Origin of the sequence: Frateuria sp. YIM B11624, from assembly GCF_049727805.1 — a bacterium.
Lineage (GTDB): Bacteria > Pseudomonadota > Gammaproteobacteria > Xanthomonadales > Rhodanobacteraceae > Frateuria_A.
The window spans coordinates 1-14,247 of record NZ_JBCNYA010000034.1; the positions used below are offsets into that span (position 1 = coordinate 1).

Sequence of the window (14,247 nt, forward strand, 5' to 3'; positions counted from 1 at the left end):
GGGCCCGGCACATGCCGGGTCCGCGCGCGGGCGTCTTGCATCCTCGATCGTCGTGCCGGGGCCGGGACCCGCACGGCGCAGAACGCCACAGCTCGCGGAAAACAGCATGGACATCTCTGCCGCACGCCACCGTCGTCGCGCTCCGCCGAGCCGATCGGCCGTTCTGGCGATCGCCCTGTCGGTCGTCGCGCTCGGCTCCCTGGGCGCGGCCCATGCCCACGGCAGCGATGCGCCGCCTCCCTCGACGCAGGCCGTCGACGAGGCCGACCCGCGCGTCGGCACCGCCCCACTGGATCGCGAGGCGCTGATCGGCAACGCACCGCCACCGGGCGAGCCGCTGTATTCGGGCATGACCTCGCCGGGCGCGAGCCTGCCGCACGGCATGACCGAGGCGACGCCGGTCAACCTCAACGTCGAGCTCAGCTATCCGGCCGGCGTCGGCATGTCCTACTACTACCCCAGACCGACGATGATCGGTTTCACCGGTGGCGGTTCGAGCTATGGCGGTGGCGCCTGGCCGATGGTCATGCCGGTGGTGGGCGACTGGATGGTGCCGCCCGACTACGCGCCGTCGTACTACGACAAGGCGAGCGAGAAGGCCTCGCCCGGCTACTACGCGGTCGACCTGGCCACCTTCCACACCCGCGTCGAGCTCACCGCGACGCGACAGACCAGCCTGATGCGCTTCACCTTCCCGGCGAGCCACCGCTCGAACGTAGTCGTCAACCTGCGCCGCCCCGGCGGCGAGGTGCAGGTCATCGGCGACCGCACCATCCAGGGGATGGCCACCGCAGGGCGACGGGAACGCGACGCGAACGGACCGTGGTTCGTCGCCGAATTTTCCCGGCCGTTCGCCGGTTTCGGCACCTTCCGCGCGGACCGCAGCCACGAGGGCTACGGGATCGGCGACGCGGACGTGCAACAGGACCGGCGCAGCGTGTCCGGCAGTTACGCCGGCGCCTACGTCACTTTCGACACGAAGGCCGGCGACCAGGTGCTGGTGCGGATCGCCCACGGCCACAGCATCGCCGAGGCGCAGGCGCGGCTGCGCGCGGAGGATCCGGACGGCGACTTCGACCGCGTGCACGCGCAGGCGCGCGCGGCCTGGGCGAAGCTGTTCGACCGTGTCCAGGTCACCGGCGGCACGGCGAAGCAGCGGATGCTGTTCTACTCGACGCTCTACCACGCCTTCGCCAGCCCGCGGCTGGTCGCGCGCAAGGGCGAGCGCTTCACCGGCGCGGACGGCAAGGTTCGCGTGGCCGAGCACGACCGCTACGGACCGGTGCCGTTCTGGGATACCGGCCGCAACCAGATCGTGCTGCTGATGCTGCTCGAGCCCGAGGTCGTGCAGGACATCATGCGCTCCGAGCTCGACATGGCGCGCGAGCGCGGCTACATGAACACCTCGTTCCACGGCGACCATGCCGCGCTGATGTACGACGGCGCGTGGCGACGCGGCATCCCGTTCGACTACGCGGATGCGTACGAGTACCTGCGCAAGAACGCGACCGATCCCAAGGGCCCGCGCCCCTACCTGGACGAGTACGCGAAGAACGGCTGGATCGCCGACATCGTGCCGCCCGGCAATCCCAGCCCGCCCTACGCCGGCGGCAAGGCGGGCGTCGCCACCACGCTCGAATATGCCTGGGACGACCATGCGCTGGCCGACCTCGCGCGCCGGCTCGGCAAGGCGGACGACGCGCAGATGTTCCTGCACCGCGCCGCGAACTACCGCAACGTGTTCGACGCGTCGACCGGCTTCATGCGTGGCAAGACGTCCGATGGTCAGTGGATCTCCCCGTTCGACCCCGGCGAGCCGTACTACAACTTCATGATGAAGGAGGCTTCCGGCTGGTCCACGCTGTGGCTGGTGCCGCACGACGTGCAGGGCCTGATCGACCTGCTCGGCGGACGCGCCGCGTTCAACGCCAAGCTCGATGCGTTCTTCGCCACGCCGTATCGCCCGAAGGGCATCTGCCGCGACTGCACCGGCCTGGTCGGGCAGTACGTGCAGGGCAACCAACCGGACCAGCAGGCGGCCTACCTGTACGCCTGGAGCGGCCAGCCGTGGAAGACGCAGGCGCTGGTGCGGCGCATCCTGAACGAGTTGTACGGCAGCGACGCCAGCGGCTTCGGCTTCCCCGGCATGGACGACCAGGGCTCGACCTCGTCCTGGTACGTGCTGAGTGCGATGGGCTTCTATCCGGTCGATCCGTCCACGCCCGACTACATCCTGGGCAGCCCGATCTTCGACAAGGTCCGCCTGCGCATGGGCAACGGCAAGGTGCTTGAGATCGTCGCGCGCAACAACTCGGAGCGGAACAAATACATCCAGTCCGCCACGCTGAACGGCAAGCCATGGACCAAGCCCTGGTTCAGCCAGGCGGACATCGCCGACGGAGCCACGCTGGTGCTCACCATGGGGCCGGCGCCGAACAAGGCCTGGGGTGCCGATCCGGCCGATGCGCCGCCTTCGATGTCGGCAGGCGGCCCGCGATAGCCAGCGCTCCTGCCGCCTTGCGGAAACGACGAAAGGGCGGCCTCTTCGTGATTCCTCCTACGGGAGATTTCAAACGGCGGTCCTTTCGAGGATCCCGGCTCAAGCGCCCAGGGCGCCGCGCACCCGCGCCCTCACGCGGCGTCCGACCGTGAGCGTGGCGCCGGAGCGGGTGGTCAGCAGGAGCTGGCCGTTGGCGGCGGTGGCGACGCGGGCGACCGCCGCCAGGTTGACCAGGGTGGAACGGTGCACGCGCACGAGGCGCGCCGCCGGCAGCGTCGATTCCAGCCGGTTGAGCGCGTCGCGCATCAGGTAGCCGCGCTCGGCGGTGTGCGCCTGCACGTAGTCGCCGTCGGCGGCGAACCATTCGATGTCGTCCAGCGAAAGGCGCAGCCGGCCGGCGCCCCATTCGACCCAGACCTGGCCCTCGCCCCCGGCGGGAACGCGCTCGCGCAGGGTGCGCAGCGAAGCCTCCAGCGCGGCGACGCGTTGCGCGGCGTCATGCGCGGCGAGCTGTGCACGGGCGTGCTCCAGCGCCTGCGCCAGCCGCTCGGGCCGCACCGGCTTGAGCAGGTAGTCGGCCACCTGCATCTCGAAGGCGCGTACGGCGTATTGCGGCCAGGCGGTGACGAACACCACGGCCGGCGCCGCCGCCGGGGAGAGCCGCGCCACCAGCTCGATGCCGGCCAGCTGCGGCATCTGGATGTCCAGCAGCGCCACGTCGATGCGCTCGCGCGCGAGCGTGTCCAGCGCCTCCATGCCGTTGCCGGCGAAGCCGGCGATATCGACGCCGGGGCATTCCTGCAGCATGCGCGCGAGCGCGCGCCGTGCGGGCGCCTCGTCGTCCACCACCAGCACGCGCAGCGGCGGACTCATGCGGAGATGCCCGGCAGGTGGACGTGCGCGGCGAAGCCGCCGCCGGCGAGCGCGTGCGCTTCCAGCCGCGCGGCCGCGCCGTAGAGCAGCTGCAGGCGGCGCGCGATGTTGCCCAGGCCGACGCCCGCGCGCGCCTCGCGCGGCGCCGTGGCGCCATGACCGTCGTCTTCCACGCGCAGCACCCAGCCCTCGTCCGCGGCGGCGGCGGACAGGCGGATGGTCACCGTGCCGTCGGCGCCGGCGAGGCCGTGCTTGATGCAGTTCTCCACCAGCGGCTGCAGCACCATCGGCGGTAGCCGGCGCTCGAGCATGCCCGGCGGGATCGCCTCGACCAGCTGCAGCCGGCCGCTGAAGCGCTGCAGCTCGATGGTCAGGTAGTGGCGCACCGAGGCCAGTTCCTGCGCCAGCGTCACCTGCGCGGGCGGGTCGCGCTCGAGCGAGGCGCGCAGGAAATCCGACAGCGCCAGCAGGCTGCGCCGCGCGCCGGCCCCGTCGCCCTCCAGCACCAGCGCATAGACGGTGTTGAGCGCGTTGAACAGGAAGTGCGGATTGAGCTGCTGCAGCAGCAGGCGGTGCTGCGCGTCCAGCGCCGCCGCATCGGCCTGCGCCAGGCGCACCTCGCGGTCGCGCCGCTGGGCGTCGGCGTCGAGCGCGAGGTAGAGCAGCACCCAGGCCATGAAGACCCAAAGCACCATTAGCGCCGTGCTGGGAATGTCCGGCCACGCCGGCGGACCCCAGTGCGGGAGTATCACGTACAGCGCCAGCTCGTTGGCCAGGGCATAGAGCACGCTGGCCAGTGCGATGCCGGCGGCGATCCATGCACCGGTGCGCCAAGGGCTGTGCCCGCGGACACGCTCGATCAGCCGGCCCAGCGCCAGGCACAGCAACGCGCCGCCCGCGCACAGCGGCAGCCGGCGCAAGGCGCGGTCGAGCGAGAAGGGCACCTGCAGGGTGTCGGCCGTCCACGCGGCGAAGGCCACCGCCCACAGCAGCACGGTGGCCAGCAGCAGGGTGCGGGATCGATGGATGCGCATGCGGGCCAGAGTGCGCCGCGTTGCCGCCACCGGCAAGACCGCCCGGCGAGCGTTCGCTACCGCCGGGCGAAAAGGCTTTGACCCGGCTCACCGCGGTCTGCGATTCGGGCGTCTCCCACTTTTGAACGGAGACGAGGATGCGCGTGCGCTGGCTTTGCGGATGGCTGATGGTGCTGGCCTGGCCGGCGGCGGCCGCCGAACGTGCGCAGTCGGTGGCGGCGGTGCGCACCGCGGCGCCGATCGTGCTTGACGGCCGGCTGGACGAGGCCGCGTGGTCGCGCGCGCAGCCGATCGACCGCTTCTACGAGACCTATCCGGGCTACCTGGCCAGCGCGCCGGAACGCACCGAGGTGCGTCTGCTGTACGACGACGACAACCTCTACGTGGGCCTGCGCCTGTGGCTGAAGAATCCCGCGCGCCTGCGCAAGCCGTTCGTGCGCCGCGACCAGGTCAACTACACCCACGACTACGTGCAGATCTACCTCGACCCGCAGGGCTCGCGGCGCGGCTCCTACCTGTTCCGCGTCAACGCGCGCGGCACGCGCACCGATGGCTACCAGGACGAGGCGCAGGAAACCGAGACGCTGGATCCGGACTACGACTGGGACGTGGCCTCGCACATCGACGCGCACGGCTGGTCGGCGGAAATGCGCATCCCGCTGTCGACCCTGCGCATCGCCCGCAGCGGGGCGCAGCGCTGGGCGGTGGTGGTCACCCGCGGCGTGCCTCGCGAGCAGAACACGCAGATGGCCAGCGCGCCGTTCCCGCACGATTCGAACTGCTTTCTCTGCTACGCCGGCACGGTGGGCTTCGCCGACCTGTCGCCGCGCCCGGAACACCTCATCGCCACGCCGGGCCTGACCCTGACGCAGCGCCGCGACGACGGCAGCTTCGGCCGCCGGCGCGGCCTGGACGTCGAACCGAGCCTGGACGCCAAGTGGCTGCCCGGCGACGGCGACGCGCTGGACCTGACGGTCAACCCCGACTTCTCGCAGGTGGAGGCCGACGTGGCGCAGCTGACCGCCAACCAGCGCTTCGCGCTCGACCTGCCGGAGAAGCGGCCGTTCTTCCGCGAGGGCGCCGACCTGGTCGCCACCGCGATCCCGGCCGTCTACACCCGCAGCATCGCCGCGCCCGACTACGGCCTGCGCTACACGCACCGCTCGGCGGGGCTGGAGGGCACCGGCTTCGTCGCCCGCGACCGCGGCCGGCCGGCGATCGTCGAGCCGGGCTTCCTCGGCTCGTCGCTGGGCCTGCCGGACTTCGACTCGGATGTCGGCTTCGGCCGCCTGCGCGACACCTTCGGCCACGGCGACGTCGGTGCGCTGGCGGCGCTCAAGCGCAACGACGACGGCAGCCGCAACCGCGTGGGCGGCGTCGACGCGAGCTGGTCCAGCGACAGCGACCGCGTGCTCGGCCAATGGCTCGACGCCGCCACGCGCAACCCGCGCCGGCCCGACCTGCTGCCGGACTGGCGCGGGCAGTCGCTGCACGGCGCGGCGACGCTGCTGGAGTGGGACCACAGCACCGCCAACCTGTGGTCGCTGCGCTACGAGCGCTACGGGCCGGGCTTCCGCAGCTGGCTGGGCTACGTGCCGCGGGTGGGCTACCAGCGGCTGCACGGCGAGTACTACCGGCCGTTCTATTCGACGGCCAGGTGGCTCAACACCATCGAGCCGTACGCGTCGATGGACCGCCTGGAAGGCATCGGCGGCCACCGCGGGCACGAGTCGGATCCGGCGCTCGGCCTGGTGCTCTCCGGCTACAAGAGCTTCAGCGCCGATCTCTCCTGGCACTCGCGCGCGAGCGTACTCGACGGCGGCGGGCACGAGCGCCATACCGACTACGTGGCCTGGCAGTTGAGCGCCAGCCCCGGTCCGCGCCTGCCGCTGGTCGCCTTCACCGGGCAGCGAGGGCGCATCGTCGACTACGCCACCGGCGAGGTGGTGCCGGGCCGCACGATCGGCTGGCGCGTGCTCGCGCGCCCGCTCGACCGGCTGGAACTGGAGGCCCGCTACGACCGCGACATCCTCGACGGCCTGGCCGGGCAGCGGCGCCACCTGAGCGAGCACGCGCTGCAGTGGTTCGGCACCTGGCATTTCACCGCGCGCATGTACGCGTTGCTCAGTTGGCAGCGCTACATGAGCGCGCGCGACGTGCCGGCAACGCAGCGCGAGCGCCACGACAACGCCAGCCTGCAGTTCAACTGGGACGTGTCGCGCGACCTCAAGCTCTACTGGGGCCTGCGCTACGGCCGTGCCCGGGGCGAGGACCCGGCCGCCTACGGTCGCGGGCGCGAGGTCTACTTCAAGGCCAGCTATAGCTGGCGCCGCTAGGCGCGATCAGGCGCGCGCGACCGTCATCAGCACGCTGCCGTGGTTGTTGGCGTACGCCTGCCAGGCGTCGTTGGCGTAGGCGTACAGGTAGCCGCTGGCGGCGGGGGTGAAGCTGCAGCCTTCGCCGATGACGAAGGTCTCGCCGCGCGCCTCGCCCTCGCCGTTGGCGACGAAGCCGACCAGCGTGAACCACGGCGCCGACTCTAGGCGGCGGGTGAACCAGAAATCGCTGTCGTTGTGGGTGACGGTGTTGAACAGGTGCTCGGCCGTGCCGAGCGCCGAGGCGGCGAGGCGGCCGATGTCGGAGGCGTGGTGGCCGTCGACCTCGCCGCCGGCGGGGGAGAACTTCGCGCCCGCGTCCAGCCATTCGCCCGAGGCGCTGAAGCGGTAGGCGACGCCGGCTTCCAGGTACAGCCCGGTGGCGTTCCAGTGCGGCGAGGCGAACACGTCCATGGCCGCCTGCGCGCCCGGCGCGAGCACGCGGGTGGGCCAGTAGTCGCCCTGCGCCAGCGGCGGATCGGCCTGCCGCGCGAGCGCGCTCGGGTGCAGCAGGCCGGCCTCGACGCTGGCCTGGGCCACCCGCGCCACGCCGCGCGGCTGGTTGCGGCCGAGCTTGAACAGCCCCTGCCGCGAGTCGTGCTGCACGCCCTGCGGATCGGGGCGCAGCTGTGCACGCGTGTTCGGGCGCAGGCGCAGGCCGCACAGTGCCGCCTCGTCGAACATCCAGCCGAGCGCGATGTCGGACAGCCCCGCCTGCGCGTAACCGCCACCGACGTCGCCGTGCACGCCGGGAAACCACACCTGCCGCACCCGGTCCGGGCGCTTGATGTTGGTCCACAAGGTCGGCATGAAATCGCCGCGCCGCTCGTCCATCGCCACCGCATGGCGCGCGTTGGCGATCATCGGGCTGATCTTGGTGTCGTGGAACTGGTAACGGCGCGGGTCACCGATGAAGCGCAGCACCGACAGCTCCAGCGGAATGCCAAGCGCGCCGACGGTGTCCCACACGCCCAAGAAGTGCACGATGAGGGTGCCGGCGGTGGGTTGCCCCGATGCCACGCCGTGGAAGGCGTAGCCCTTCGGGTTGGCGAACGGTTGCCCGGAGCGGTAGGACTCGAACACCTCCTCCACCCGCGACCACACGTCGGCCGGCGCCAGCGCCGCGTCGGACAGGTCGAGCAATCCGCTGTGCGCGAGCAGCCCGCCGAGGCTGCGCACGGTATAGGCGCCGCGGCTGAAGCCGAACAGGAAGATGCGATCGCCGTCGCGATAGTTCGCGGCCAGCCACTGGTAGGCGCTCATGATGTTGCGCTCCAGCCCCGCGCCGGTGCCGCCGCCGACCACGCGGTCGAGCCAGCCGCCGTTGGTGCCCACGCCGGGGTGGTAGTAGGCGAGCTGCTGCTCGTCCTTGACCACGGCGTTGTACAGCTTGGCCACGTTGGTCGGTGCGGGCAGGCCCTGGTCGGTTTGTTCGAGGGTGTTCCAGGTGCCGTCGCAGCAGACGATCAGTTGGATCATGGCGGCGCTCCTCGCGCGGGCCGGTCACTGGATTCCCCGGGTCGATCGTACGCCGCGCTGTCGCGCGTCGACGCCGTCCCCGTCACAGCGCCCGTTGCACCAACAAGGCGCAAATCCCATGATGGTGCAATGAGCGAGACGGACTGGCGTACGTGGGCGGAACAGGCGACGACCGGGCTCGGCCTGGTCGATGCCCGGCTGTGCCTGGCATGGCTCAATCCGGCGCTGGCCGAGGCATTGGCGTTGGGACCGCGGCGCGCGGTGGGCCAGCCGCTGGCCGCGCTGCTCGGCGATCCGGTGATCGAGGCCCAGGCCGCGCGCGTGCGCGACGGGCAGCACGCGGTGCAATGGCGCGGCCTGCCGCTGGCCGACGGCCGGCGCGTCGATGCCGCGCTGCAGCCGCTGTCTACTGGCACGATGCTGCTGGAGATGCACGTGCTCGCCGACGCGGCGGCAGCCGATTCGCCGGTCTCGGCCAGCCTGCGCGGCTTCGCGCACGAGGTGAAGAACCCGCTGGCCGGCCTGCGCGGCGCCGCACAGTTGCTGCAGCGGCGGGTCGAGGAGGCGGAGCTCAAGACGCTCGCAGGCATGGTGATCGCCGAGGCCGACCGGCTGGCGTTGCTGGCCGACCGCCTGCTGCGCCGGGGCGGCGCGCCCTCGCGCGAGCCGCTCAACATCCACGCGGTGCTGGAGCGCGCGATCGCGCTGCTGGAGGCCGAGCCTGCGCCGCTGCGCGTGCGCCAGGACTACGACCCGAGCCTGCCCGACCTGCGCGGCGATGCCGACCGGCTGCAGCAGTTGCTGCTCAACCTGGCGCGCAACGCGCGCGAAGCCGGCGCGCGCACGCTGGTCCTGCGCACGCGCGCCGAGCACGGCGTGCGGGTGGGCGACCGACTGCTGCGCACGGCGCTGCGGCTGGACGTGACCGACGACGGCAGCGGCGTGCCGCCGGCGCTGCGCGACACCCTGTTCGAACCGCTGGTATCCGGCCGTGCCGACGGCACCGGCCTGGGCCTGGCGCTGGCGCGGGAGATCGCCCACGAACACGGCGGCGAACTGCGCTACGCCGGCGCGCCCGGCGCCACCACCTTCACCCTGCTGTTGCCGCTGGAGCACTGACATGGCCGCACACCGGCAAGCGCCGAAAGGAAACCGCAAGCGCCCGCCGCGCGAGGCGGGCGCGGCGATGCCCGTCGGGCATCCGGACGTCCGCGCCGCGGCGCCCGAGGTATGGATCGTCGACGACGACCGCAGCATCCGCTACGTGCTCGCCGCCGCGCTGCGCGACGTCGGCCTGGCCGTGCGCGAGTTCGGCGACGCGGCGGCGGTGCGCGCGGCGCTGCGCGAGGCGCGTCCGGCGCTGCTGCTGACCGACGTGCGCATGCCCGGCGAGGACGGCCTGGCCTTGCTCGCCGAGCTCCACGCGCAGGGCATCGGCCCGATCATCGTGATGAGCGCGTACACCGACGTGGCGACCACGGCCGCGGCCTATCGTGCCGGCGCGGTCGACTACCTGGCCAAGCCGTTCGACCTCGACCATGCGGTGGACGTCGTGCGCCGCGCGCTGGCCGAGCAGCCGGCCGCGGCGCCGACAACGATCCTGTCGCCCACGCATGCGCTGCTCGGCGAAAGCGCGCCGATGCGCGAGGTGTTCCGGCTGATCGGGCGCGTGGCGGCCAGCGACCTCAACGTGCTGGTCACCGGCGAGACCGGCACCGGCAAGGAACTGGTGGCGCGTGCACTGCACGAGGAAAGCGCACGGCGCGGCCGGCCGTTCGTCGCGCTCAACACCGCGGCCATTCCCAGCGAGCTGCTGGAGAGCGAGCTGTTCGGCCACGAGGCCGGCGCTTTCACCGGCGCAGCGCGGCGCGTGGCCGGGCGCTTCGAGCAGGCCGAGGGCGGCACGCTGTTCCTGGACGAGATCGGCGACATGCCGCTGGCCTTGCAGACGCGCCTGCTGCGCGTGCTCGCCGGCGGCGAGTTCTATCGCGTCGGCGGACGCGAGCTGATCCGCGGCAACGTGCGCATCGTCGCCGCCACCCACCAGGACCTCGATGCGCGCGTGGCGGCAGGCCAGTTCCGCGCGGACCTCAAGCATCGGCTGGACGTGGTGCGCATCGAGTTGCCGCCGCTGCGCGCGCGCCGTGCCGACATCCCGTTGCTGGCCAAGCATTTCCTCGCCGCTGCGGCGCAGGAGCTGAAGCTGCCGCACAAGCGCTTCTCGCGCGCGGCGCTGAAGGCGCTGGAGCAGCGCGACTTCCCCGGCAACGTGCGCGAGCTGGAGAACCTGTGCCGGCGGCTGGCGGTGATCGCGCCGGGAGCGGAGATCCAGGCGGCGGAACTGGGTGCGGCGTCGTCGCACGGCGCGCCCGGCGACTGGACGGCGGCGCTGCACGACTGGGCCAGCCAGGCGCTCTCGCGCGGCGAAGCGGACATCCACGCGCGGGCGCGCGAGGCGCTCGATCGTACGCTGCTGAAGGTGGCGCTGGCCGCGCACGGCGGGCATCGGCAGCATGCGGCGGCCGCGTTGGGCGTGGGGCGGAATACGTTGACGCGCAAGCTGGGGGCGTCGCGCAAGCGGGGCCGGTAGGTGGGTTCGTCGCAAGAGTGGCCCCTCACCCCAGCCCTCTTCCCGGTGGGGAGAGGGAGCAGGTTGAGGCCTGCTTGCAGAGATGCGCGAGCTTTGGCCCCTCGCCTCCGGGGAGAGGAAGCAGGCTATGGCCAATCTGCAGGTGCGCGAGGCCTGCAGGCGCGCGAAGTTGAAACGCTCTCCCCTCTGGGAAGAGGGCAGGGTGAGCGGCGGGCTCGCGGGGAAGCCGGTTCGATGCCTTGCTTGCGGCGATAATCCCTGGCCTTGCCCGGAGAACTCCCGATGCCCGAACCGCTCACCATCCGCCCCGCCACCCGCGCCGACGTGCCGCACCTGGTCGACTGGAACGCCGCCATGGCGAAGGAGACCGAAGCCAAGACGCTCGACCGCGCGGTGCTCTCGCGCGGCGTCGAAGGCGTGTTCGACGACCCGCGACGCGGCTTCTACCTGGTCGCCGAGCGCGAGGGCGTGGCGGTCGGCAGCCTGCTGGTCACCTTCGAGTGGAGCGACTGGCGCTGTGGCGATTTCTGGTGGATCCAGAGCGTCTACGTGGTGCCCGAAGCGCGTCGCGGCGGCGTGTTCCGCGCCTTGTACGCGGCCGCCCGCGAGCGGGCGCGCGGCACCGGCGCGGTCGGCCTGCGGCTGTACGTGGAGACGGAAAACCACCGTGCCCAGCGCACCTACGCCGAGCTGGGCATGGCGCCATGCCATTACCTGATGTACGAGGAAGCGCTGCCGCGCGCGTGACCGGGCCCGGCTACGCGCCGCGCTGCGAGGCCCAGCGCAGCAGGTGCTGTTCGGCGAGCAGCTTGCCGAAAGCCGTCGCGCTCATCGGTGCACCGAACAGGAAACCCTGCAGTTGCTCGCAGCCGGCCGCGCGCAGGTATTCCGCCTGCGCCTCGTTCTCCACGCCCTCGGCGACCACCGTCTTGCCCAGGCTGCGTGCCATCGCGATGATCGCCTGGGTGATCGCCGCGGTGTCCGCGTCGGTCTCCACGTCGCGTACGAAGGCGCGGTCGATCTTCAGCGCGTCGACCGGGAAGTGCTTCAGGTACGAGAGGCTGCAATAGCCGGTGCCGAAGTCGTCCAGCGACAGCCGCACGCCGCAGCGCTTGATCCGTTGCAGCAGGGCGATGGTGGCGTCGCCACCGGCCATCACGGTGCGTTCGGTCAGCTCCAGCTCCAGCAGCGACGGGTCGAGCGCGCAGTCGGCCAGCACCGATTCCAGCTCGGCCAGGAAGCTGGCGTGCTGGAACTGCAGCGGCGAGACGTTGACCGCGATCGGCACACCCATCTCCTGCCGGTGCCACACGTCGGCCTGGCGGCAGGCCTCGCGCAGCACCCAGGCGCCGACAGGCACGATCAGGCCGACGTCCTCGGCCACCGCGACGAACTGCTCCGGCGCGTAGCGCTCGCTGCCGTCGGGGCCATACCAGCGCAGCAGCGCCTCGGCACCGACGATGCGGCCGTCCACCGCGTTGACCTTCGGCTGGTAGTGCAGCGAGAGCTGCTCGCGCGCCATCGCCAGGCGCAGTTCCGCCTCGATGCGGCGGCGCGCGGCCGCGCGCTCGTTCATCGAGGCGGTGAAGAAGCGGTAGCTGTGGCGGCCGCCGACCTTGACTTCGTACATCGCGCTGTCGGCGTTGCGCAGCAGCGTGTCGGCGTCGGCCGCATCGTCGGGGCACAGGCTGATGCCGACCGACAGGTGCAGCGCCAGTTCCGGCAATCCCGCCACCGCGGTGCGCTCGCCGCAGGCGATCAAACGCTGCGCGACGCTGGCGGCCTGGGCGGGCGCGTCGACCTGCGGCAGCACCACCACGAACTCGTCGCCGTGGTGGCGGCACAGCAGGTCGTCGTCGTGCAGCGCCTGGCGCAGCTGTGCGGCGAACGCGCGCAATACGCGGTCGCCGTTGGCCGGCCCGTGCTGCTCGTTGATCCGCTTGAAGTGGTCGATGTCGATGTGCAGCAGTGCACAGCGCTGCTGGCGCCGGCGCGCGGTGGCGACCACCTGCTCGATCTGGCCCTGCATCTGGCTGCGGTTGGGCAGCCCGGTGAGGGTGTCGAGCTGGGTGAGGTGGATCATCTTCAGCGCCAGCGCGCGCGTCTCGCTGACGTCGCGGAACACCAGCACGCCGCCGATGGCATGGCCGGCATGGTCGTGGATCGGCGCGGAGGAATCCTCGATCGGCGTCTCGAAGCCGTTGCGGTGGAGCAGCACCGCCTTGCCTTCCAGGTCGACGATGGCGTTGCGCTCGATCGCCGCGCACAGTGGGTTCTCCAACGGCGCGCCGGTGCGCGCGTCGCGCAGCCGGAACACCTCGTCCATCGGCCGGCCGCGCGCCTCGGCGGCGCTCCAGCCGGTGAGGCCCTCGGCGATCGGATTGAGCGAGGTGACGCGCAGTTCCAGGTCGGCGGCGATCACCGCGTCACCGATCGAGTTGAGCGTCACCTCGGCCAGCTCGCGTTCGCGGAACAGCGCTTCCTCGTATTGCTTGCGCTGGCTAATGTCCTCCACCTGCGAGACGAAGTACAGCGGCTTGCCGTGCTCGTCGCGCACCAGCGAGACGCTGAGCTGGAAATGCACGACGTGGCCGTCCTTGTGCAGGTTGCGCTTCTCCATCTGGTAGGCGTCCATGCCGCCGGCCAGCATCTTCTCCACCTGCGCCGCGTCGGCCGCGTAGTCGTCCGGGTGGGTGATGTCGGCGATGCTCAGGGTGAGGAACTCTTCCTCGCTGTAGCCGAGCATGCGGCACACCGCCTCGTTCACGCGCAGGAAGCGGCCGTCCGGGCGCACCAGCGCCATGCCGATGGCGGCATGCTGGAAGGCGCCGAAGAAGCGCTGCTCGCTTTCACGCAGCTTCAGCTCCAGCGCGTGCCGCTCGGTGATGTCGATGAACACCGCGAACACGCCCTGCACGCGGCCCTGCGCATCGGCGTCCGGCTGGAAGCTGGCGTGCATGTAGCGGTGCGCGCGGCCGGCGAACAGCACGCCCTCGACCGTGCTCGGCCTTCCGCCGAGCGCCGCCTGCAGCGCCTCGATCACCCGCGGCGCGCTGGCCTCGTCCAGCAGTTCGTCGACCGGGCGTCCGGCCAGGCCTTCCGGCGGCAGGCCGAGCCAGCGCCGCGGCGGCTGGTTGGCGAAGCGCACGCAGAGGTCGGGATCGAGGTAGGCGACCAGGGCGGGTACGCCACGCAGTACGTGCTCGGGCCAGTTCCGTGTGGACTGGCCGGCGTCGTCGGACGGATCGGACAAGGATCCATCCGGGGAAAGGGGTCGGTTCATGGCACTCCCCCTGTGCGCACACCCCTGCTCTGTCTTCCATCATGCGCCTGCCGCCGGGCGGACGCCAGAAGGGGATGGCACGCCTCATGGGGCAGGCTTCAGCCCACCCGGGA

9 protein-coding genes are annotated in these 14,247 nt (G+C 71.7%); 5 read left to right on the forward strand and 4 right to left on the reverse strand.

Features of this window, described 5'->3' with window-relative positions; genetic code table 11:
- Positions 1 to 106: 106 nt before the first annotated feature.
- Positions 107 to 2,500 carry a GH92 family glycosyl hydrolase gene (locus AAIL17_RS15350; RefSeq protein ID WP_424683728.1) on the forward strand — a complete coding sequence of 798 codons (2,394 nt, stop codon included), beginning with the start codon at positions 107 to 109 and terminating at the stop codon, positions 2,498 to 2,500.
- Between the two features lie 99 nt (positions 2,501 to 2,599).
- Here the strand turns inward: AAIL17_RS15350 and AAIL17_RS15355 are convergent, their stop codons facing one another.
- Positions 2,600 to 3,373 (reverse strand): LytR/AlgR family response regulator transcription factor, encoded by a 774-nt coding sequence (locus tag AAIL17_RS15355; RefSeq protein ID WP_424683729.1) that lies wholly within the window; start codon positions 3,371 to 3,373, stop codon positions 2,600 to 2,602.
- A complete protein-coding gene (locus AAIL17_RS15360; RefSeq protein WP_424683730.1) occupies positions 3,370 to 4,407 on the reverse strand; it encodes a sensor histidine kinase in 1,038 nt (345 codons plus the stop codon). Before AAIL17_RS15360 ends, AAIL17_RS15355 begins: the two co-directional genes overlap by 4 nt.
- A gap of 137 nt (positions 4,408 to 4,544) precedes the next feature.
- Here AAIL17_RS15360 and AAIL17_RS15365 point away from each other — a divergent pair, with 137 nt between their 5' ends.
- Positions 4,545 to 6,743: a sugar-binding protein gene (locus AAIL17_RS15365; RefSeq protein WP_424683731.1), complete on the forward strand. Its 2,199-nt coding sequence runs from the start codon at positions 4,545 to 4,547 to the stop codon at positions 6,741 to 6,743.
- Between the two features lie 6 nt (positions 6,744 to 6,749).
- Here the strand turns inward: AAIL17_RS15365 and AAIL17_RS15370 are convergent, their stop codons facing one another.
- Entirely contained in the window at positions 6,750 to 8,261 is a 1,512-nt protein-coding gene (locus tag AAIL17_RS15370) for a DUF2235 domain-containing protein (RefSeq protein WP_424683732.1), read from the reverse strand.
- A 129-nt stretch (positions 8,262 to 8,390) separates the two neighbouring features.
- On the opposite strand from AAIL17_RS15370, the gene AAIL17_RS15375 reads away from it, so the two are divergent.
- From AAIL17_RS15375 to AAIL17_RS15385, 3 genes are all read left to right on the forward strand, one after another.
- Positions 8,391 to 9,380: a two-component system sensor histidine kinase NtrB gene (locus AAIL17_RS15375; protein ID WP_424683733.1), complete on the forward strand. Its 990-nt coding sequence runs from the start codon at positions 8,391 to 8,393 to the stop codon at positions 9,378 to 9,380.
- Between the two features lie 67 nt (positions 9,381 to 9,447).
- Positions 9,448 to 10,851, forward strand: coding sequence for a nitrogen regulation protein NR(I) (ntrC, locus tag AAIL17_RS15380; RefSeq protein WP_424683763.1), 1,404 nt, complete (start codon positions 9,448 to 9,450; stop codon positions 10,849 to 10,851).
- A gap of 282 nt (positions 10,852 to 11,133) precedes the next feature.
- Positions 11,134 to 11,598: an N-acetyltransferase family protein gene (locus AAIL17_RS15385; protein WP_424683734.1), complete on the forward strand. Its 465-nt coding sequence runs from the start codon at positions 11,134 to 11,136 to the stop codon at positions 11,596 to 11,598.
- Between the two features lie 10 nt (positions 11,599 to 11,608).
- Here AAIL17_RS15385 and AAIL17_RS15390 read toward each other — a convergent pair whose 3' ends face one another.
- Positions 11,609 to 14,104 carry a sensor domain-containing protein gene (locus AAIL17_RS15390; protein ID WP_424683735.1) on the reverse strand — a complete coding sequence of 832 codons (2,496 nt, stop codon included), beginning with the start codon at positions 14,102 to 14,104 and terminating at the stop codon, positions 11,609 to 11,611.
- Between the last annotated feature and the right edge of the window lie 143 nt (positions 14,105 to 14,247).

Bases quoted from the DNA above. Each gene is read 5' to 3' on its own strand.
- AAIL17_RS15350 (WP_424683728.1), top strand. From the start codon at position 107: ATGGACATCTCTGCCGCACGCCACCGTCGTCGCGCTCCGCCGAGCCGA.
- AAIL17_RS15355 (WP_424683729.1), bottom strand. From the start codon at position 3,373: ATGAGTCCGCCGCTGCGCGTGCTGGTGGTGGACGACGAGGCGCCCGCA.
- AAIL17_RS15360 (WP_424683730.1), bottom strand. From the start codon at position 4,407: ATGCGCATCCATCGATCCCGCACCCTGCTGCTGGCCACCGTGCTGCTG.
- AAIL17_RS15365 (WP_424683731.1), top strand. From the start codon at position 4,545: ATGCGCGTGCGCTGGCTTTGCGGATGGCTGATGGTGCTGGCCTGGCCG.
- AAIL17_RS15370 (WP_424683732.1), bottom strand. From the start codon at position 8,261: ATGATCCAACTGATCGTCTGCTGCGACGGCACCTGGAACACCCTCGAA.
- AAIL17_RS15375 (WP_424683733.1), top strand. From the start codon at position 8,391: ATGAGCGAGACGGACTGGCGTACGTGGGCGGAACAGGCGACGACCGGG.
- ntrC (WP_424683763.1), top strand. From the start codon at position 9,448: ATGCCCGTCGGGCATCCGGACGTCCGCGCCGCGGCGCCCGAGGTATGG.
- AAIL17_RS15385 (WP_424683734.1), top strand. From the start codon at position 11,134: ATGCCCGAACCGCTCACCATCCGCCCCGCCACCCGCGCCGACGTGCCG.